We start from the raw sequence: 19,519 nt of genomic DNA, 5'->3' as shown, positions 1-19,519 counted from the left end.
TCCTGAACTGAACTCAAGTGTGGTGAGTTTGAATAATGAGGTTGACCGGGAAATCCCCCAGCGCGGCGCTGATCAGCAGCTCTCTGTGTTTTGTGACTGTGATGCCGGTAAAAAGTCCCTTCAGATGTTCGTCCGCAACGGTGAACGGCAGTTTGACCCGGGTATCGCCCCACAGCGGCGCGTGGACCTGGGGGCCGGCACTGTTTTCCAGCAATTCGGCACAGCGTATCGGCACAATCACGATGGCGCGTTCTCCCTCCCGCTCACGGACAAAACCCAGCACTCGATGGGCCTCGCTGCCAAGCACTTCCAGGGCCTGGTAAGTGCCACGCCGAAACAGCTCGGCGTGTTTGGCACGCAGGCCCAGGGTGCGTGCAATCAGGGCTTGCTTGATGCGCCCGTCCTGCCAGTTCGACAACAGGTCCGGCAGGTCTGCCGCTTGCTGCAGTGCCTGCTGGCGGCTGGCGTAATCCACGGGGCGACGGTTGTCCGGGTCGACCAGGCTGAAGTCCCAGAAATCGTTGCCCTGATACAAATCCGGCACGCCGGGTACGGTCATGCGCAGCAAGGTTTGCGCCAAACCGTTAAGGGCACCGGGGGCGGCAATCGAACGGGCCGCCTTGGCGAGGGCCGCACGCAGCAGCTCACCCTCTGGGCTGAGCAGCAGGCGCTGGATAAAGTCCTCGGTCGCTTGCTCGTAAGCGTCATTGGGCGCGCTCCAGCTGCTTTGCAGCTTGGCTTCGCGCAGGGCTTTGCGTTGCCATTGCCAGAGGCGTCTGGCGTAGTCCTCGAGCGCCGGCGGATTATCGATAGCCAACCCCAGCGGCCAACTGCCGAGGATGGCCTGGTACAGAATCAACTCATCGCCCGCCGAAGGCACTTGATCGTCTTGGCGCAATGGCCGGGCGAGGGCGCGCCACAGGCCGATCTGCTCGCTGTACCAGCCGCTGCGTTCACTCAGTACCGCCAGCCGCGCGCGTGAGTCTTCGCCACGCTTGTGGTCGTGGGTGGCGCTGGCCAGCAGATTGTCCGGGAAGGTTTCAAGGCGCTCGATGCAGGCCCGATGAAAGTCGGCCACCGGCGCACTGAACTGCTCGGTGCTGAACCCCACGTCATTGCGCGAAAGGAGGACGGCCGAACGATAGAACGCGGTGTCTTCCACCGCTTTCGCCGCGGCTGGCGAAGTCAGTTGCTGGAAACGTACGCAGGCGTGCTTGAGGCGTTTGCGCTGACGACCGGCCGGGCGTTGCCGCCAGGGCTCACCGCCGAGCCAGCCGGCCAGGCAGTCGAGCACCGGCCAGTCAGCCTCGCTCAGTGTCTGGCGGGCGCCGTCCATGGCCTGCTGGAAAAACACCTCGTCCTGGCCTGTCCGGCCAAGGGGGCCGATGTAGGTGCGGTACACCGGGAAATGTACGATCAGCTCCTGCAACGCCCGGCGGATGGCGCCGAGCGTCAGGTCGCGGCTCATGAGATTGTCCCGGGCCACTTGCAGTAAAGCCTGGGCGACGCTTTCGAAATCGCCGGCCAGGGAACCGTTGAGGATTTGCTGACGGGCCAGCTGTGCTTCCCGGGAGAAGTCAGTGGGCCGCTCACTGTGGCGTTGCCAGAGTTCGGCCAGTGTCTGCGCGCCCCGTGGGTCGTGTTGCAGCAGTGACAGCTGGTTCATGAATTCATAACCGGTGGTGCCGTCCACCGACCAATCGAGGTGCAGGGACTCACCTTCGCCGAGGATTTTTTCGACAAAGATGGGCAGATGGCGGCCCGCGGACAGACTGTCGACGCGGCGCCGCAGCTTGCGGCAGTAGCCCCGCGGGTCGGCGAGGCCGTCGATGTGGTCGATGCGCAACCCGTCGATCAGCCCCTCGGCCACCAGCTGGAAGATCTTCGCGTGGGTGGCTTCGAACACCGCGGGACGTTCGACGCGCAGTCCGCCGAGTTCATTGATATCAAAGAAGCGCCGCCAGTTGATGTCATCGGCGGCCGTGCGCCAGCTGGCGAGACGATAGCTCTGGCGCTCCAGCAGGTTGTGCAGGCGCTGGAAGCCTTCGCCGGTCAGTGAGTCGTAGTGCTTCAGGTGTTGTTCAATGGCTTGAGCAATAAGCGGATCGCTGACTAGATCGCGCAGTTCCGCCTTCAGCGGTATGGCCAGGCTGTGGGCGTCGGTCTGATAGCTCAGGGTGCTGAAGCGATCGGCCAGGTTTTTCAGTTGTTCGGCCTGCTCCGTATCGAGCGCTGCATCGGTTTTGAGCAGCTCGCCGTAGTCCCGGGGGCAAATGGGAAAGCGATGTTCGTAGTGCTCGACATGGAAGCTGCCGTGCCAGGCATCGAAGCGCAAGGGCAGGGTGCCGTCCTGCAACGCCACACCGTAATCGCTGCCCAGGAACGGCAGGAGCAGTTGGCCTTCCATCAACGGATCGGGAGAGTGCCACTGGATGTCGAAAAACTCGCCATAGGGACTCAGGCGTCCCCACTCCAACAGGTCCAGCCACCAGGGATTGTCAGCGCCGCCGACCGCCATGTGGTTGGAGACAATGTCGAGGATCAACCCCATGTCCTGCTCGTGCAAGGCGTCGACCAGGTTGCGCAGCGCCACTTCGCCACCCAGTTCCGGGTTGACCCTGGTCGGGTCCACCACGTCATAGCCATGCATCGATCCGGCCCGGGCACGCAGCAGCGGGGAGGCGTAGACATGGCTGATGCCCAGGCGTGCGAAATACGGCACCAGCGGCACCGCGTCTTCCAGCGTGAAGCCTTTATGAAATTGCAGGCGCAGCGTGGCGCGCAAGGGGCGGGTCGGCTGTTGGGTCATCGGTCACGCTCGGCCGCCTGCAGTCGCGCACAGGCGAGCAGTTCCAGGCGCCGCGCGGCATCCGGTCCATCGAGCAGGGCTTCGCTGTAGCCGGGCAAGCGCCGCGACCAGTTCGGGTGGGTGTCGATGGTGCCGGGCAGGTTGGCCTGTTGTTCCACGCCAAGGGCATCTTCCAGCGGCAACAGCACCAAGGGCGCCCGGGTATGACCGAGAAAACGCACGCTGGCATCGAGCACTTGGTCGGTTTCGTGGGATTCTTCGCGGAAGTTCTGCGGGTCCTGGCTCAACGCCCGGCGCAGGCCCTCGCGCTCGCGCTCGCGATGCTGGCGCCATTCGATCTCACCGCTGGCGTCGATCATGCCGAGCCGGGCGTTCCAGTCGATATCGCGACCATGCCACCAGCCGTTGAGGGTCGGCAGGTCATGGGTGCTGGTGGTCGCCAGGGCGTTGTCCGGCCAGTCGAGGATCGGCTTGAAGTGCGTGTTGTCCTGCTCGAACAGCAGCACCCGCATGCCGAGCATCGAACGGGCGATGAGTTTTTCCCGCAGGCCGTCCGGCACGGTGCCGAGGTCTTCGCCGAGGACAATGGCCTGGTGCCGATGGGATTCCAGGGTCAACAAGCGCAACAGGTCGTCCACCGGGTAATACAGGTAGGCGCCGTCGGCCGGCGGCGAGCCGTTGGGGATCACCCACAGACGCTGCAGCCCCATGACGTGATCGATACGCAAGCCACCGCAGTGGGCGAAGTTGGCCCGCAGCATTTCGATGAAAGCCCGGAAACCATTGCGTACCAGGCCTTCAGGGGAGAACGCGGAAATCCCCCAGCCCTGGCCCGTACGGTTGAGAATATCCGGTGGCGCACCGACGGTGAGGGACGCGAGCAGTTCATCCTGCCGGCTCCAGGCCTGGCTGCCGCCGCCATCGGCGCCAACGGCCAGGTCGGCGATCAGGCCGATGCTCATGCCGCTGGCGCGGGCGGCGGTTTGCGCGCGTTCCAGGCAGCGGGTGATCAGCCACTGGCAGAAGGCGAAGAAGCCGATGCGCCCGGCATTCTCTTCGGCGAATGCCGCCAGTTCAGCGCTTCGCGGATTACGCCAGGGTTCGGGCCACAGTCGCCAGTCGAGGCCTTCACCCCGGGCAGCGCGTGCCTCCTGGATGGCTTCGAAGCGACAGTGGTTTTCCAGCGCTTCGCCGGCGGCGTGACGAAAACTGCTGAAGTCTTCGTGCAAGGGGTGTTCACCCTGGACGAAACCTTCGTACAGCGACTGCAACAGCCGATGCTTGGCTTCGGCGGCGGCCGGCCAGTCAATCAGCGGACGCTCTTCCAGCGCCTTGAGTTCAATGGCCAGCCCGGTTGCGTCGATGGCGGTGCGCAGGGCGCGCTCGCCGAGAATGGTGCCGGGGGCGCAGTAAAGGCTGTTGAGAAACAGACGGCTGGAGGGCGAGTAAGGACTGTAGCGTTGGGCGTCATTGGAAAACATCGCATGCAAGGGGCTGATCGCCAGCGCCTCGGCGCCACGTTCACCGGCCACCCGGGCAAGGTCCTCCAGCGCCTGGGTGTCCCCAAACCCGCCATCGCCGGGGCGACGCAAGGCATACAGTTGCACGCTCAGGCCCCAGGCACGAGGGATCGGGTTATCCACGGCATCGCCGACGCTGTAACAACGGGGTGGGGCCACCGCCAGGGTGAAGGTTTGTCCGTCGATACTGACCTGTTGATAGCCGACCGGTACCAGCCCCGGCAGCTTTGCGTTGGCGTCCAGCTTGAGGTTTAGCCGCGAACCGTCTTCGAGGTGGATTTCGCAAGGCGTTTCAGGTGCAAAATAACGCGCCAGATCCAGGCCAACTCCAACATCGGCGGTGATCAATGGCGGCAAGTGATGGGTCTGTTGCACCGCTTGCAATTCCAGCAGGCTGGCGTCGATTTCCTGGGCACTGCCCGCCGGGTGACCGAGGCCAGTCAGCACATTTCGCAACACGGAAGGCGCGACTTTTTGCGGGCGGCCGTTGGCGTCGATCCAGTCGACTGCGAGGCCGGCACGGCTGGCCAGAATTTCCAGTTGCGCATCACTCATGGACGCTCTCCATACGAACTAGCAAAGGGGCTGCGGCGGTGAGGCTGACGAGCGCGCAATACGGGGCAAGGATGCCCTGGTCCAGCAAATCGGCGCTCTGTGGCGGGTATTCGAACAACCGCGCGGCACCGGTCTGTGGTGTGTGGACTACGGGCTTGTCGCTGAGGTTCAGGTCAATGCGCAGCTCGCTGCCATCGCCCAGGCGCCAGGCGGCACTGACCGCGCCTTCGCCCAGCGCGTCAGCCCCCAGTGCCTGGGTGCCCGGCAAGCGGGGGATGAGGACTCGGTGACGGATCTGCAACAGCCGGCAATACAGCTCGTGCATCTCTGTATGGCCGGTCGGAGGCAGGACAGGGCGGGACGCTGCAAACGTCTGCGGATCGTTCGGGTCAGGAATGTGCTCGCGCAGGAGTGGGTCGGCAAACACGCTGAATGCCGCGAACTCGTTGCGCCGGCCGTCCCGTACCAACTTGGCCAGCTCACCGTGATGGCTGGTGAAAAACAGGAAGGGTTGTTCGACGGCGAACTCGTCGCCCATGAACAGCAGCGGAATCATCGGCGACAACAACAGCAACACCGTGGCGGCCCGCAGCGCTTGCGGGTGGGCGAGTTGATGCAGGCGCTCGCCGAAGGCCCGGTTGCCGATCTGGTCATGGTTCTGCAGGAACAGGATGAAGGCGCCGGGCGGCAAGTGCCCGCTGGGTTCACCGCGTGCCACGCCATGGCGATTGACATGCCCCTGGAACACGAAACCCTGACTCAGGCAACGCGCCAGTTGTTTGGTGGGGTTGTGCGCGTAATCGGCGTAATAGGCCTCGGTTTCGCCGGTCAGTAACACATGCAGGGCATTGTGGCCGTCATCGTTCCACTGCGCGTCGTAACCCTGTTCGAGCAGGCCGGCCTGGTTATGTTCGTTCTCCACCATCAGCCACACATGTCGCGCCGGTCCCGTCTGCTGGCGCACCCGTTGCGCCAGTTCCTGGAGAAAATCCGGATCTTCGATGGCGTGTACCGCGTCCAGGCGCAAACCGTCGAAACGGTATTCGAGCAGCCACATCAAGGCGTTTTCAATGAAGAAGTCCCGTACTTCGCGGCGGCGGAAGTCGATGGCCGCGCCCCACGGCGTCTGTTTGTCTTCGCGAAAGAAGCCCTTGGCATAACGATGCAGGTAATTGCCGTCCGGACCGAAGTGGTTGTAGACCACGTCGAGAATCACCGCCAGGCCATGACCGTGGGCGGTGTCGATCAAGTGTTTGAGCTGCTCGGGTGACCCGTATGAAGCCTGGGGCGCGTAGGGCAGGACGCCGTCATACCCCCAATTGCGTTCACCGGGAAACTGCGCGATGGGCATCAGTTCGATCGCGGTGACCCCCAGTTCGACCAGGCGCGCCAGATGCTGCTCGACGGCACTGAAGCCGCCGAGGGCACCGACGTGCAACTCGTAGATCACCGCTTCGTTCCACGGCCGTCCCGACCAGGCACTGTGTTGCCAGGCATAGGCCAGCGGATCGACCACCACACTGTGCCGGTCGATATCGCCGTCCTGTGCGCGGGAAGCCGGGTCGGGCACATCCAGTTCGCCGTCGATGCTGTAGCGGTAACGCGTGCCCGCCGCGCATCGGGTGTCGCTCACGAACCAGCCGTCGGCCTGGGGCAGCAACGGCAAGGACTGTCCATGTTCCAGTTCGACACTGACGTAAAACGCATCTGGCGCCCACAACGCGAATCGCGTGTGCTCTGCGTCCAGCATGATTGCGCCGTGGGGCCAGGTCTCAAGGGTCCGTAACGGCATCTTGAAAGCCTCTTACTGTTTGTTCGATTTCCCCAACGCTTTTGCCACAAGCTGTTCATAGAGTTCGGCGTAGGGTTCGACCGCCTTGCACCAGTTGAACGGCGCTGCCATGGCCCGGCAGCGCATGGCGTGCAGCAGGTCGGGGAAGGCGAACACCTTGAACGCGCGGCTCAGGGCTTCCTGATAGCTTTGCACGGTGGATTCATCGAACAGGAAGCCGGTCACACCGTTTTCGATGGTGTCGGCCAGACCGCCGGTATTGCGCGCCACCGGCAACGAGCCGAAGCGCTGGGCGTACATCTGGCTCAGGCCGCAGGGCTCGTAACGCGAAGGCATCAGCAGGAAGTCGCTGCCGGCGAACATGCGCCGGGCATCGGTTTCGTTAAAGCCGATGCGCACGCCGATCTGCCCGGGGAAACGCAGGGCCAGTTCGCGCATCGACTGTTCTTCTTCCGGCTCGCCACGGCCGATGATCGCGATCTGGCCACCGGATTTGACGATGTACTCGGAGACCGCTTCGGTCAGGTCCAGGCCTTTCTGATAGACCAGGCGCGACACCACGGCGAACAGCGGCCCTTCGGAGTCTTGCAGGCCGAACAGCTCGCGCACATGGGCGGCGTTCACCGCCTTGCCATCCCAGTCGCCGATTTCGAACGGGCAGAACAGGTGCGGGTCGGTGGCCGCATCCCAGCTTTCATCGATGCCGTTGGGAATCCCGCTGAGCAGGCCTTGCTGGGTCTTGGCGGCGAGGAAACCGTCGAGCCCGCAGCCGAAATCCGGGGTGGTGATTTCCTGGGCGTAGGTTGCGCTGACGGTGGTGATGTGGCTCGAGTAGGCCATGCCGGCCTTGAGGAACGACATCTTGCCGTAGAACTCCATGCCTTCCTGTTGCAGCGCGTGATGGGGAATGCCCAGTTCGGGGCACGAGCCCAGGCTGGTCACGCCTTGATAAGCCAGGTTGTGAATGGTGAACAGCGTTGGTGTGCGCTGCCCACGCCAGTGCATGTAGGCCGGGGCCAGGCCGGCCGGCCAGTCGTGGGCGTGCACCAGGTCCGGGCACCAGTGGATTTGCGCGAGGTTGGCGGCAATATCGGCCGCCGCCAGGCCCAGGCGGGCGAAACGGATATGGTTGTCCGGCCAGTCGCGGCCGTTGTTGGCGCCGTAGGGTGAACCTTCGCGCTCGTAGAGTTCAGGGCAGATCAGTACGTAGATGACCAGGCCATCGGGCATGTCCATGCGCCCGATCTTGCACGGTGGCAACGCGGCATGGCCGCCGAGCTCACCGATGATATGAATGGGGTTCTCGCTGTGCAGCACCTGCGGGTAACCCGGGATCAACACCCGCACGTCGTGCAGATGGGCCATGGCTCGTGGCAGCGCCGCAGAAACGTCACCCAGGCCACCGGTTTTCACCAGGTCGGCAATTTCCGAGGTCACGAACAACACTTTCTTACGGTTCGGATTCTGGTGGGCTGCCGGGGTCAGCGTCCTGGTGCCGGGAACGCTGACGGGCTGGGTGTTTGCGGCAGTTACGGCGCTCGATTCGCCGACCTGATGAGCACGTTCTCCCTGTATTTCCAAAGCCGTACTGATCATATGAATCTCCCGTGCTGTTGATCTAATTCTTAGGTCTGGCAAACGGTGTTTCATGGCCAATTGCTGTGGCCGGGCGCAATCGCGCTGAGCATCAGTGAGCAAGCGCTGCCCGATGCGTCTAAGCCAAAGGGGTGAATGAGCCGTTGCAAGGATTGCACCAGTCGCAACGCACCTTCTTGTCAGAGGACCGATCGGGAATGGAAAAAGTTTCGACTGTTTTTCCACTTTATGACCGATCGGTTTCGCTTTGAGAAAATGAGTCTAGGCCAGAACTTAGAGCGGTAAAGGGCAGATGGCAAAATTGTTCGACAATCGGTTTGTAACGGTACGGACGTGCCTGATCGAGGTGCAAACGCCCCGACGAAGTGCATGTTTTTTTTGCGTTTTTGCCGCAAAAAGTCACCGGGCTGTCACATCAATGTGCGACGTGATCGAGCGGTTGCGCACCAATGTGGTGCGCGTGCCAAGTCCCGGATTTGGCTGAACCGCTGCCTTACTGCCGGTCGCGATGCCTTGTTATAGTTCGGGCCTCGTTTTCTGCCCGCAAAAGGATCAATGGAATGTCTCAGTACAGCGCGTTCAACGTCGAACTGGTCGATAAAATCGCCCATGTGCAGATCAACCGGCCGGAGAAGATTAACTCGATGAACGCTGCGTTCTGGAGCGAGATCGTCGAAATCTTCCAGTGGATCGACGACACCGATGAAGTGCGCGTGGTGGTCCTCAGCGGGGCAGGCAAGCATTTCTCCTCGGGTATCGACCTGATGATGCTGGCCGGTGTGGCCAATGAACTGGGTAAGGACGTCGGCCGCAATGCGCGGCTGCTGCGGCGCAAGATCCTTACCCTGCAAGCGTCGTTCAATGCCGTCGACAACTGCCGCAAACCGGTGCTTGCAGCGATTCAGGGCTACTGCCTGGGTGGCGCCATCGACCTGATTGCCGCGTGCGACATGCGTTATGCCGCCGAGGACGCACAGTTCTCGATCAAGGAAATCGACATCGGCATGGCTGCCGACGTGGGCACGCTGCAACGCTTGCCGCGAATCATCGGTGACGGCATGCTGCGCGAACTGGCTTACACTGGTCGCACCTTTGGCGCCGACGAAGCGCGGAGCATGGGCCTGGTCAATCGCGTCTACAGCGACAACGACAGCCTGCTCGACGGCGTCATGGGCATTGCCTCTGCAATCGCCAGCAAGTCGCCGATCGCCGTCACCGGCACCAAGGAGATGATCAGCTACATGCGTGACCATCGCATCGATGACGGCCTCGAATACATCGCCACCTGGAACGCCGCCATGCTGCAATCCACCGATCTGCGCGTGGCCATGGCCGCCCATATGAGCAAACAGAAACCCGAATTTCTGGATTGATTAACCATGATTCCTCGCTGGACCACTGCAGTACTGGACACCGACCAACCCGGCGGCTGGGCCGTCGCGCGCAGCCCCGAAGGCTTTCTGTTTGATGACAATGGCGCACTGTTTCCACGCGAATGGTTGAAGCGTCAGGACCTGCCGATTCTCGCCGAACATGGCATCGGTCATCTCGATGGCGAGCCGGTCTACCTGCTGGAGCTGCGCAGTCACAGCGAGGTGTCGGGCTGCAACTGGAAGGGCTTGCGGGCGTTCATGCTCGAAGGCGATCACACGGTCTACAAGGTGCTCGGTTACGCCGCACAGATCGGCACCTGGGCCCGCGAGCACCGCTTTTGCGGTAACTGCGGTCAGGCCATGACCCAGGTGCCGCGCGAACGGGCGATGTATTGCCAGCCGTGTGATCTGCGCAGCTATCCACGGATTTCGCCGAGCATGATCGTACTGGTCACTCGGGGCGATGAAGTGCTGTTGGCACGCTCACCGCGTTTTGTCAGCGGTGTCTACAGCACATTGGCCGGGTTCGCCGAACCGGGCGAATCGGCCGAGGACTGCCTGATTCGCGAGGTTCGTGAAGAGGTGAGCATCGAGGTCAGGAACATCCAGTACATGGGCAGCCAGTGCTGGCCGTTCCCGCACTCGATGATGCTCGGTTTTCATGCCGAATACGCCAGTGGCGAGATCGTCTGCCAGGAAGACGAGATCGAAGACGCCCAGTGGTTCAACGTGCATGCGCTGCCGCCGTTGCCGGCGTCGCGCTCGATTGCCCGTTACCTGATCGATGTCTACGTGGCGCGGCGTTTAGGCCACGCTGAACCAGTGCTGCCAGGCTAGGCGCACGGTCAGGCCCAACACCACGGTGATGAACACCGGACGAATGAATTTCGCGCCGCCGCTGATGGCGGTGCGAGCGCCGAAAAAGGCGCCGACCATCAATGACGAGCCCATGCACAGGCCGATGATCCAGTCCACCTGACCGGAAAAGATGAAGATCGACAGCGCCGCCGCGTTGCTGACGAAGTTCATGCTGCGCGCCACGCCGCTGGCTTTCACCAGGTCGATGGGGTAGAGCAACAGGCTGCTCACGGTCCAGAATGCGCCCGTGCCGGGACCGGCCACGCCGTCATAGAAACCGAGGCTGAAGCCCTGGGTCGACTGCCACGTTTTCTTGATCGGTGCGTCGCTGTCCGTCGGCGCTTTCGGCGTACCGCCAAACAATAGATAAACGCCGCAGGCGAAGACGATCACCGGCAGCATTTTGTTCAACCATTCCGCCGGCAGGTAATGCGCGACCACGGCACCGGTCAACGCGCCGACCAGTGTGCCGACGATGGCGTGCACCCATTGCGCGGGGTGGAACAGCTTGCGCCGGTAGAAGGTGAAACTGGCAATCGCCGAGCCGAAGGTCGAACTGAGCTTGTTGGTGCCCAGCACCAGATGCGGCGGCAGGCCGGCGGTCAACAGGGCCGGGGTGGTCAACAGACCACCGCCACCGGCGATGGCGTCGATGAAACCGGCAACAAAAGCGACAAGGGCCAGGATGGCCAGGGTGGAGAGGTCAACGCTGAGTTCGAAAGGCATGGGATCGGCTTATTCGGCGGGTGCAGAAAGAGGCTGCGGGGAAGGGCAGCATCTTAACCACCTGCACAGCACAAAACCAATGTGGGAGCGGCGGTGCGACGATTCGACTTGCTCGCGAAAGCGGTGTGTCAGCCAACGTCAATGTTGGATCTGATGGCCCCTTCGCGGGCAAGCCCGCTCCCACAGGGATCAGCGTCAGGTCGGATTACAGGCCCAGATCCGACAGCCCCGGATGATCGTCAGGACGACGCCCCAACGGCCAGTGGAACTTGCGCTCGCTTTCCTTGATCGGCATGTCGTTGATGCAGGCGAAGCGGCGGGCCATCAGGCCGTCCTCGTTGAACTCCCAGTTTTCGTTGCCGTAGGAACGGAACCAGTTGCCCGAGTCATCGTGCCATTCATAGGCATAACGCACGGCGATGCGGTTGTCGGTAAAGGCCCAGAGTTCCTTGATCAGTCGATAATCCAGCTCCTTGGCCCATTTGCGGGTCAGGAAGCCTTTGGCTTCTTCGCGGTTATAGGCGAACTCGGCGCGGTTTCGCCACTGGGTGTCCAGGGTGTAGGCCAGGGACACGCGCTCCGGATCGCGGGAGTTCCAGCCATCCTCAGCCAGGCGAACTTTTTCAATGGCCGATTCACGGGTGAAAGGGGGCAATGGCGGACGAACTTCGGCATTAGACATTTCAAGTCTCCGTATCAAGTTTAAGTTAAAACAATTGTCGAGCTTGATCAGGTTGCTACAGGTCCAATAACTTTCGCGCCATGCATTGCGCATTATCGGCGGCACTGTGATCACCCGTTACAAGCGCCACGGTAATGGCACCATCGATCAGGATCAGCAGCTGTCTGGCCAGCCTCTGCGGATCCTCGGCGCCATGTTCGGTACACAGCTCGCACAGGTAGTCGAGCAGTTTCTGTTTATGTTCTTTGGCGACCAGGCGCACCGGGTCTTGCGGGTCGCCGGTTTCGCCACTGGTGTTGATGAAGGCGCAGCCGCGGAAGCCTTCGTTGTCGAACCACGACTTGAGTACGGTAAACAGGTTGAGCAGCCGCCCGGCCGGGGTTTGTGCCTGGCCGACTTCGCTGCGGTACCAGTGCATCCAGCGCTGATCGCGGCGTTGCAGGGCGGCCACGACCAGTTCGTCCTTGTTGGCGAAGTAACGGTAAATGCTTTTTCTGGAGACACCGGCGGTTTTCACCAGGAGATCCATGCCAGTGGCGGCAATGCCACTTTTGTAGATCAACTTTTCGGTGACATTCAGAATGATGTCGCGTGTGTCGTTGCTATTGAGTTCGTTCATGTGGCTAACAGTAGAACGATCGTTCTCCTTGGTCAATCGATATTTTTGCGGTGCCTGATAAATGGTCTTCGCGAGCAAGCCCGCTCCCACATTTGAAATGCGTTCCCCCTGTGGGAGCGGGCTTGCTCGCGAAAGGGGACATTACAGACAGTAACAAGACCCGAACCTTTGCATGGTGTAAGCTCTCAGGTTCTTCGGATTCGACCCATTGCGAGCCCTATGCCGTCGCTTTTCAAACGCTCCCTGCTGCCCAAGCTGCGCAGTTTTCCGCTGACGGCCGATGCCGTCGGCATCCTCTCCGGCGCTGCCGAGTTCCGTCGTTGCCTGCTGGAAAAAATCGCCAGTGCGACCCGGCGCATCTACATCGTTGCGCTGTACCTGCAACAGGATGAAGCCGGCCAGGAAATTCTCGATGCCTTGCACGCGGCCAAACTGGCGCGTCCGGAACTGGACGTGGTGGTGGTCGTCGACTGGCTGCGCGCCCAGCGCGGCCTGATCGGTGCCGGCAAGCAACCGGGCAACTCGGCCTGGTACCAGGAGATGACCCGCACCCACGCAAGTGAGGTGCCGATCTATGGCGTCCCGGTACAAACCCGCGAACTGTTCGGTGTGTTGCACCTCAAAGGCTTCGTGATCGATGACTGCGTGATCTACAGCGGTGCGAGCCTGAACAACGTCTACCTGCACAAATTCGACAAGTACCGCTACGACCGATACCACGTGCTGCACAATCGCGAACTGGCCGATTCGATGCAGCACCTGGTGCAGCACGGTCTGGTGGCCTCCAAAGCGGTGCACCGCCTCGACCTGCCGAACCTGCCGACGACCCGCAGCCTGCGCAATGACATCGGTGACCTGCGCAGCCGGCTCAAGCACGCGGCGTACGACACCACGCAAGGCACCACCGAGCGGACCGGTCTGTCCGTCAGCCCGTTGCTCGGCGTCGGCAAGAACAATCCGCTGAACCGGGTGATCTGCGAGCTGATCGCCAGCGCCCAGCAGCAACTGACCATTTGCACGCCGTACTTCAACCTGCCGCTGGCGATCATCCGCGAGATCAACCGCGCGCTGGCCCGTGGGGTGAAGATCGATATTGTGGTCGGTGACAAGACGGCCAATGACTTCTACATTCCGCCGAGCGAACCGTTCCGGGTCATATCGGCGCTGCCGTACCTGTACGAAATCAGCCTGCGTCGATTTGCCAAGCGTCATCAGCGCAACATCGACAGCGGTCAGTTGAACCTGCACCTGTGGCTTGATGGTGACAACACCTATCACCTCAAGGGCATGTGGATCGACCGGCGCTATACCTTGCTGACCGGCAACAACCTCAACCCGCGGGCGTTCCGGCTCGATCTGGAAAACGCCTTGTTGATCGATGATCCGCACGGCGAATGGCTGGAGCCGCGCCGTCAGGAACTGGCGGAGATTTTCCAGCACACCCGGAGAATCGAGCACTTCCAGAACCTGGAAACCCTCGCCGAATACCCGATGGGCGTGGCCAAGTTCCTCAAGCGCGTGAGTCGTGTGCGGATCGAGCGCTTGCTGTACCGGATTCTCTAAAAGATCGCAGCCTTCGGCAGCTCCTACAGGGTTTTTTGTCCGTCCGCGGCACTGCGGTGTGTAGGAGCTGCCGCAGGCTGCGATCTTTTGATCTTGCTCGTTTTGGCTTTTGATCTTGCTAATATGCCCCCCACTCGAACAAGAACAGGGCTTGCCGCAATCCATGTCGGAAAAAGACTCCATCTCCATCCAGCTGGTGCGTGAAGCACTGTTGCAAAGCTGTGCGCCAGACATCGACAAGGACGAGGTGTTGATCAAGGTTGGCATCGACCCGCAGCTGTTGGGTAACGCCGGCGCCCGGGTTCCAGCCACCGCTTATGCGCGTCTGTGGCGGCTACTGGCGCGGCGTGGGGATGACGAGTTTTTTGGCATGGACCCACGCAAACTCAAATCCGGCAGCTTCGCATTCCTGTGTCGCAGCGCCATGCTCCAACCCAACGTGGCGGCGGGACTGGCTGGCGGCCTGGCGTTTCTGTCGTTGATCCTCGAACACCTGCCGGCGCAGTTGGTGCGTCAGCAAAGCCTGGCGGAAATCGTCCTGCTCGAAGACGACAAAGAGCCACGCCGGGCCTTCACCTATTTCACCTACTGGATGATCGTCCACGGCGTTGCCTGCTGGCTGGCAGGGCGGCGGATTCCGATTCTGGCCATTGAACTGCGCTGTTCGAAACCGGATTTCTGCGATGATTATCAGGTAATGTTTTCCGAGAACCTGCGTTTCGACCGTCCGCGCACGCGGATGATTTTCTCCGCCGATTGCCTGGATTTGCCGATCAAGCGCAGCCCCGAAGAGCTCAAGCGATTCCTGGCCCACGCGCCGGCGAACATTCTGGTGAGGTACCGTGATCCGCAGAGCCTGGCCAGCCGTATCAAACACGATCTGCGTCACCTGCCGGCCGAGCACTGGCCGGAAACCGAGGCCCTGGCGCAACGCCTGTGCATGTCGGCATCGACCTTGCGGCGCCGGCTGGCCGAAGAAGGGCAAACCTATCAAGGTCTCAAGGACAGCGTGCGCAAGGAACTGGCGATCGTCTGGTTGGCCGAGCCGGCGATAAGCTTCAGCGAAATCGCCACGCGGCTCGGGTTCGCTGACACCAGTTCGTTCTACAAGGCCTTTCGCAAGTGGTCGGGGTCAAACCCGGGGCATTACCGCAGCCTGATTCTCAATGACGTCGAGTAAATTCAGCGCCAGCCTGACCCTCTCTCGCTAGCGACTGCCAGTGGTCGATCCCGGCAGATTGAGTGTGCCGCTGTCGACGAAACGCTTCGTGTTGAACACCCCGCCCGAGAGCTTGCCGCGCAGGATATAAGGCATGTTGTTGAGCGTTTTCATCTGGCTGATGCCATAGGTCTGGCGGATGAACGAAAATGCCGAAACGCTGACCGGCACGCTCACGACGGTGTCGGAAAAACGCCCGATCTCGCCCCTCTGATCGCTGACGCCCGAGGCGAATGGCTGGCCGTTGATGTCCAGATCCAGGGCCACGCCGCTGTAGGTGAGGTTGTAGTCATTGGGGTTCTGCACGCGGATTGTCACGGCAAAGCGTACTTCCATGCCCTCGCCCTGCAGGGGCTCGATACCCACGACGCTGATTTTCAGCGGGTCTCGATTGGGCAGCGAGGAGCAGGCGCCCAGACAGAGCAGGAGGGCAATCAGGACCGCGTGAACGCTGCGCATGGACGTGCTCTCATCTGAAAAGGGCTGTACCGCCACCGGCTCAGCCCCTGAGCCCGTCCGGCGGTTCTACGGTGCGACCACCGCAGCCTTTGCGGGTTCATCCCTGGTGGTCACATCGGGGTTCTGCATCACCTGAAGCACGGAGGCCTCCGGATCGAATTCGTCCTCTTCCAGCTCGATGAACTCCTCAGGCAGGAAGATATTAAGAACGATAGCGCACAGCGCGCCGACGGTGATGGGCGATTCGAAAATGTTGTGCAGGGCCTTGGGCAGTTCACGCAAGACTTCCGGCACGGCGGCCACCCCCAGGCCCATGCCGATGGAAATCGCCACGATCAGCATGTTGCGCCGATGCAGGCCGGCCTCGGCGAGAATCTTGATCCCGGCCACGGCGACGGTGCCGAACATCACCAGCTCCGCGCCCCCCAGCACCGGTTTGGGCATCAATTGCAGTACCGCACCGATCATCGGGAACAGGCCCAGCACCACCAGCAAACCGGCAATGAAAAACGCCACGTAGCGACTGGCCACGCCCGTGAGCTGGATCACCCCGTTGTTCTGGGCGAAGGTCACCATTGGCATGCTGTTGAACACCGCCGCCATGGCCGAGTTGAGACCATCGGCGAGCAGGCCGGATTTGATCCGGCGAATGTACACCGGGCCTTTGACCGGTTGCCGGGAAATCATCGAGTTGGCCGTGAGGTCACCGGCGGCTTCCAATGGCGAAACGAGAAAGATCACCGCCACCGGAATGAACGCCACCCAATCGAAGGAAAAACCGTACTTGAACGGCACCGGTACGCTCATCAGCGGGACGTCGGGCAGGCCGTTGAAATCCACCTGGCCCATGAGCCAGGCCATCACGTAACCGAGGGTCAGGCCGATGACAATCGCCCCCAGGCGCAGAAACGGCACGTCGACCCGGTTCAACACCACGATGGTTCCCAGCACCAGCGCCGCCAGGGCCAGGTGACTGGCAGCACCCAGGTCCGTTGCACCGAAGCCTCCGGCGATGTCGGTCATGGCGACCTTGATCAGCGACAAACCCATCAGCGTGATGATCGTCCCGGTCACTACCGGGGTGATCAGCATGCGCAGTTTGCCGATGAACTGGCTCAACACCACTTCAATGAACGCGGCAAAAAAACACACGCCGAAGATGGTCGAGAGAATCTCGTCGGTACCACCGCCCCGGGCCTTGACCATAAAGCCGGCGCTGAGAATCACACTGATGAACGAGAAACTGGTGCCTTGCAGGCACAACAGGCCCGAACCCACCGGGCCAAAACGCCGCGCCTGGACGAAGGTGCCCAGGCCCGAGACGAACAGCGCCATGCTGATCAGATAAGGAATTTCGCTTTGCAGACCCAAGGCGCTGCCCATGATCAGCGTCGGGGTGATGATGCCGACGAAACTCGCCAGCACGTGTTGCAGGGCGGCGAAGACGGTGGCGGTCAGGTGCGGGCGGTCGTCGAGGCCGTAGATCAGGTCATTGTTACGTGGCGCGGGGGCTTTTTCGGAGGCGGTCATGGAGGTTTGCGTGCCAGAAGGCGGCCGGGTCAGAAAATGGAGGCGCAGGATGCCAGAACCGCCCGGCCACGGCAAAAGATCCTCCAGAACAGGGGCTTACGGACGCGGGGCGAACACCTCGGCGACGCTGCGGCGTTTGGCGTGCAATTGGCTGGCCTGGATCAGCTGTTCGAGGTCCTCGGGCGTGACGTCATAGAAGGCTTCCATGTCCGCCAGCGCCAGTTTCAGGTCTTCGGCGGTGATGGCCTGACTGTCGACTGGCGGGTGATCGGCCGGGACAGTGACGGCCGGTTCGCTGGTGCCCTTGGGGTAACGAACGCGGGTCAGGTTGTTGTAGGCAAGGGCGCAGAGCAGCATCGTCGCTGCGCTGAGCATGACTGGCTCAATGGCTTTCCAGTCCATGGCAATGGTCACCGGATCGGCCAGTACCAGGGTCAGGGCCAGTGCCCCGGCCGGTGGATGCAGGCAGCGTAACCAACACATCAGCAACACCGCCATGCCCGCCGCCAGACAGGCGCTCCCAAGGGTTCGCCCCAACACATGGGCCACCAGCAGCGCAATCACTGCGGCGCACAAGTAGCCACCCAGAATCGACCAGGGCTGGGCGAGCGCTCCCGAAGACACCGCAAATAACAGCACAGCAGACGCCCCCAGCGGGCCGATCAGGTGCTGGGCCACCTCAATGCCAAACACCAGGCTACAGAGCCAGACGCTCAGCAACGTGCCCAAGGCCATGCCGATGGCGGCGCGGCTCCATTCTGTGGGGCGGGTGTTGATGGCGACGGGCAACCAGCGGGCAAGCATTGCGAGAAAACTCCGGCAGAAAAAGTCGAGGTAAAAAAAGGGCTTAGCTGGCAAACCCAGAAAGCCCTTGAAGGTGTTCCAACTGTTGGGGGAGGAACAGGCACAGTGTGCCGTTCAATCCAGCTACTGACAAATTCATATTAATGAGCTTTCAGTGCATTAATTTTGCTTTGAGTGGCCCCGTCGACCACTCATGTAGCAGAGCAGGCCACCCAGCGCCGCGAGTGCACTCAAGGCATAAAACATCGTCGGCGCCGGGGTGTGCATCAACATGAAGCCGCAAATCACCGGACTCACCGCGCCGCCAAGCGCAGCAAGGTTTTGCGCCCCGTAGTAACTGCCGCGCAGTTCTTCCGGAGCGAGGGTGTCGACAAAGAGAAACTCGGCCGGGTAAATGATGATTTCACCCAGGGTGAAGATGAACATTGCCACGCACCAGCTCACCAGGCTGTCCGCCAGGCTGAAACCGATCAGGCCGAGGATGAACAGGCCGGTGCCGGCCACAATCCACTGGCGCAATTGTTCACGTTTGAGAAAACGCCCGACCTGGTATTGCAACAGGATCACGCTGATGGCGTTGCAGGCGAGCAGGGCAGCCATGATTTCCATGGTGTGCTGGGGATTACTGGTCACCAGCAGGTACTGCGACAAGTAAAAGGTAAATCGCCCGTGCACCACGGTGCTGAGCAGGCAACCGGCGGTGAACATGATCAGGGTGCGGTCGTTTTTCAGGGTGATCAGGGTTTTCAGAAAACTCTGCGCTTGACCCGCAGGAGCCACTTTGGCCGGATCCGCGGGAATGCCGGTCATCAGGAAAATACTGAAAAAAGCGATGGCCGCCGCGATCAGGAATGGCGCACTGGCAAAGGCGCCGGCAATCAGCACGCCAAGCATCGGCCCGACCGCGTAGCCAATGTTGGTCAGCGTATAGCTCAAGGAAAACGCCTTGGCTCGCTGGCCCACGGGCAGATTGTCGCTGAGGATCGCTTTTGAACCGATCAGGAACAGCGCCGAGGCGGTTTCGGTGACGATCAGGGTGATCGTGGTCAGGTAGAGGTTTTCGGCAAAGGTCAGCAACACCAGGCCGACCGCGCTGGACGCCATCGACAGCACGAGCAATCGGCGTTTTTCGAAGCGATCGATGATGTAGCCGCCGTAGAGGGAGAGCAGGGTGGCGACGAACACCGCAATGCCGAGCAACAAGCCGACGTCCTGCTGGTCAAGGCCAAGCTTGTCGCTGATGAACAACGTGAGTAACGGGCTGGTGATGGCGCGGCTGACGACGATGGTCAACGAGCAGATCAGCAGGCGGCGGATGAGGGGGGAGTAACGAGTCACGGTGTGAATGTCCTTATTCGATCGGGCCGGCATCAGTCCAATGGTCGGCGCTACTCTAGCAGGCGGACATCCGGTC

General features: G+C 61.5%; 15 protein-coding genes. 4 read left to right on the top strand and 11 right to left on the bottom strand.

What is annotated here, in order from left to right; translation table 11 throughout:
- Positions 1-13 precede the first annotated feature (13 nt).
- Genes ACXX83_RS11270 through glgA form a run of 4 tightly spaced genes read right to left on the bottom strand, consistent with a single transcriptional unit; the run spans position 14 to position 8,272 of the window.
- Positions 14-2,809 (bottom strand): malto-oligosyltrehalose synthase, encoded by a 2,796-nt coding sequence (locus ACXX83_RS11270; RefSeq protein WP_458548481.1) that lies wholly within the window; start codon positions 2,807-2,809, stop codon positions 14-16.
- Positions 2,806-4,884 carry a 4-alpha-glucanotransferase gene (gene malQ / locus ACXX83_RS11265; protein ID WP_458548480.1) on the bottom strand — a complete coding sequence of 693 codons (2,079 nt, stop codon included), beginning with the start codon at positions 4,882-4,884 and terminating at the stop codon, positions 2,806-2,808. The genes ACXX83_RS11270 and malQ overlap by 4 nt, the downstream gene beginning before the upstream one ends.
- Positions 4,877-6,676 (bottom strand): malto-oligosyltrehalose trehalohydrolase, encoded by a 1,800-nt coding sequence (gene treZ / locus ACXX83_RS11260; RefSeq protein WP_458548479.1) that lies wholly within the window; start codon positions 6,674-6,676, stop codon positions 4,877-4,879. The genes malQ and treZ overlap by 8 nt, the downstream gene beginning before the upstream one ends.
- Before the next feature lie 12 nt (positions 6,677-6,688).
- Complete coding sequence (gene glgA, locus ACXX83_RS11255) at positions 6,689-8,272, bottom strand: glycogen synthase GlgA (RefSeq protein WP_126045985.1); 1,584 nt, start codon at positions 8,270-8,272, stop codon at positions 6,689-6,691.
- Positions 8,273-8,832: 560 nt separating this feature from the next.
- Here glgA and ACXX83_RS11250 point away from each other — a divergent pair.
- Together ACXX83_RS11250 and nudC are read left to right on the top strand one after the other, a co-directional pair.
- Complete coding sequence (locus ACXX83_RS11250) at positions 8,833-9,645, top strand: crotonase/enoyl-CoA hydratase family protein (protein WP_458548478.1); 813 nt, start codon at positions 8,833-8,835, stop codon at positions 9,643-9,645.
- Positions 9,646-9,651: 6 nt separating this feature from the next.
- The gene (nudC, locus tag ACXX83_RS11245; protein ID WP_015095286.1) at positions 9,652-10,482 is read left to right on the top strand and encodes an NAD(+) diphosphatase; all 831 of its coding nucleotides are present in this window, start codon (positions 9,652-9,654) and stop codon (positions 10,480-10,482) included.
- On the opposite strand, the gene ACXX83_RS11240 is transcribed toward nudC, so the two are convergent.
- The 3 genes from ACXX83_RS11240 to ACXX83_RS11230 all read right to left on the bottom strand — a co-directional run bounded on the left by ACXX83_RS11240 (position 10,450) and on the right by ACXX83_RS11230 (position 12,530).
- Entirely contained in the window at positions 10,450-11,229 is a 780-nt protein-coding gene (locus tag ACXX83_RS11240) for a TSUP family transporter (RefSeq protein ID WP_007974280.1), read from the bottom strand. The two genes, nudC and ACXX83_RS11240, sit on opposite strands and share 33 nt — an antisense overlap.
- 205 nt (positions 11,230-11,434) lie before the next feature.
- Positions 11,435-11,911 (bottom strand): nuclear transport factor 2 family protein, encoded by a 477-nt coding sequence (locus ACXX83_RS11235; RefSeq protein WP_458548477.1) that lies wholly within the window; start codon positions 11,909-11,911, stop codon positions 11,435-11,437.
- A 55-nt stretch (positions 11,912-11,966) separates the two neighbouring features.
- On the bottom strand, positions 11,967-12,530 hold the full coding sequence (locus ACXX83_RS11230) for a TetR/AcrR family transcriptional regulator (protein ID WP_458548476.1): 564 nt from the start codon (positions 12,528-12,530) through the stop codon (positions 11,967-11,969).
- 219 nt (positions 12,531-12,749) lie between these two features.
- On the opposite strand from ACXX83_RS11230, the gene pssA reads away from it, so the two are divergent.
- Together pssA and ACXX83_RS11220 are read left to right on the top strand one after the other, a co-directional pair.
- Positions 12,750-14,093, top strand: a complete 1,344-nt coding sequence (pssA, locus tag ACXX83_RS11225; protein WP_458548475.1) for a CDP-diacylglycerol--serine O-phosphatidyltransferase — start codon at positions 12,750-12,752, stop codon at positions 14,091-14,093.
- Between the two features lie 163 nt (positions 14,094-14,256).
- Positions 14,257-15,273: an AraC family transcriptional regulator gene (locus ACXX83_RS11220; protein WP_458550191.1), complete on the top strand. Its 1,017-nt coding sequence runs from the start codon at positions 14,257-14,259 to the stop codon at positions 15,271-15,273.
- Between the two features lie 27 nt (positions 15,274-15,300).
- Here ACXX83_RS11220 and ACXX83_RS11215 read toward each other — a convergent pair whose 3' ends face one another.
- The 4 genes from ACXX83_RS11215 to ACXX83_RS11200 all read right to left on the bottom strand — a co-directional run bounded on the left by ACXX83_RS11215 (position 15,301) and on the right by ACXX83_RS11200 (position 19,476).
- Positions 15,301-15,771: an LEA/WHy family protein gene (locus ACXX83_RS11215; protein ID WP_458548474.1), complete on the bottom strand. Its 471-nt coding sequence runs from the start codon at positions 15,769-15,771 to the stop codon at positions 15,301-15,303.
- A gap of 66 nt (positions 15,772-15,837) precedes the next feature.
- Positions 15,838-17,301, bottom strand: coding sequence for a nucleobase:cation symporter-2 family protein (locus ACXX83_RS11210; protein WP_458548473.1), 1,464 nt, complete (start codon positions 17,299-17,301; stop codon positions 15,838-15,840).
- 96 nt (positions 17,302-17,397) lie between these two features.
- Positions 17,398-18,105 (bottom strand): HPP family protein, encoded by a 708-nt coding sequence (locus tag ACXX83_RS11205; protein ID WP_217835303.1) that lies wholly within the window; start codon positions 18,103-18,105, stop codon positions 17,398-17,400.
- A gap of 159 nt (positions 18,106-18,264) precedes the next feature.
- Complete coding sequence (locus ACXX83_RS11200; protein ID WP_458548472.1) at positions 18,265-19,476, bottom strand: MFS transporter; 1,212 nt, start codon at positions 19,474-19,476, stop codon at positions 18,265-18,267.
- Positions 19,477-19,519: the final 43 nt, after the last annotated feature.

The sequence above is a fragment of the Pseudomonas sp. GNP012 genome, from assembly GCF_054343835.1.
The sequence above is the reverse complement of the archived record's forward strand: the minus strand, read 5'-3'. Positions and strand labels throughout refer to the sequence as shown.

Excerpts from the sequence above, each read along its gene's own strand:
- ACXX83_RS11270 (WP_458548481.1), bottom strand. The coding sequence starts at position 2,809 with ATGACCCAACAGCCGACCCGCCCCTTGCGCGCCACGCTGCGCCTGCAA.
- malQ (WP_458548480.1), bottom strand. The coding sequence starts at position 4,884 with ATGAGTGATGCGCAACTGGAAATTCTGGCCAGCCGTGCCGGCCTCGCA.
- treZ (WP_458548479.1), bottom strand. The coding sequence starts at position 6,676 with ATGCCGTTACGGACCCTTGAGACCTGGCCCCACGGCGCAATCATGCTG.
- glgA (WP_126045985.1), bottom strand. The coding sequence starts at position 8,272 with ATGATCAGTACGGCTTTGGAAATACAGGGAGAACGTGCTCATCAGGTC.
- ACXX83_RS11250 (WP_458548478.1), top strand. The coding sequence starts at position 8,833 with ATGTCTCAGTACAGCGCGTTCAACGTCGAACTGGTCGATAAAATCGCC.
- nudC (WP_015095286.1), top strand. The coding sequence starts at position 9,652 with ATGATTCCTCGCTGGACCACTGCAGTACTGGACACCGACCAACCCGGC.
- ACXX83_RS11240 (WP_007974280.1), bottom strand. The coding sequence starts at position 11,229 with ATGCCTTTCGAACTCAGCGTTGACCTCTCCACCCTGGCCATCCTGGCC.
- ACXX83_RS11235 (WP_458548477.1), bottom strand. The coding sequence starts at position 11,911 with ATGTCTAATGCCGAAGTTCGTCCGCCATTGCCCCCTTTCACCCGTGAA.
- ACXX83_RS11230 (WP_458548476.1), bottom strand. The coding sequence starts at position 12,530 with ATGAACGAACTCAATAGCAACGACACACGCGACATCATTCTGAATGTC.
- pssA (WP_458548475.1), top strand. The coding sequence starts at position 12,750 with ATGCCGTCGCTTTTCAAACGCTCCCTGCTGCCCAAGCTGCGCAGTTTT.
- ACXX83_RS11220 (WP_458550191.1), top strand. The coding sequence starts at position 14,257 with ATGTCGGAAAAAGACTCCATCTCCATCCAGCTGGTGCGTGAAGCACTG.
- ACXX83_RS11215 (WP_458548474.1), bottom strand. The coding sequence starts at position 15,771 with ATGCGCAGCGTTCACGCGGTCCTGATTGCCCTCCTGCTCTGTCTGGGC.
- ACXX83_RS11210 (WP_458548473.1), bottom strand. The coding sequence starts at position 17,301 with ATGACCGCCTCCGAAAAAGCCCCCGCGCCACGTAACAATGACCTGATC.
- ACXX83_RS11205 (WP_217835303.1), bottom strand. The coding sequence starts at position 18,105 with ATGCTTGCCCGCTGGTTGCCCGTCGCCATCAACACCCGCCCCACAGAA.
- ACXX83_RS11200 (WP_458548472.1), bottom strand. The coding sequence starts at position 19,476 with ATGCCGGCCCGATCGAATAAGGACATTCACACCGTGACTCGTTACTCC.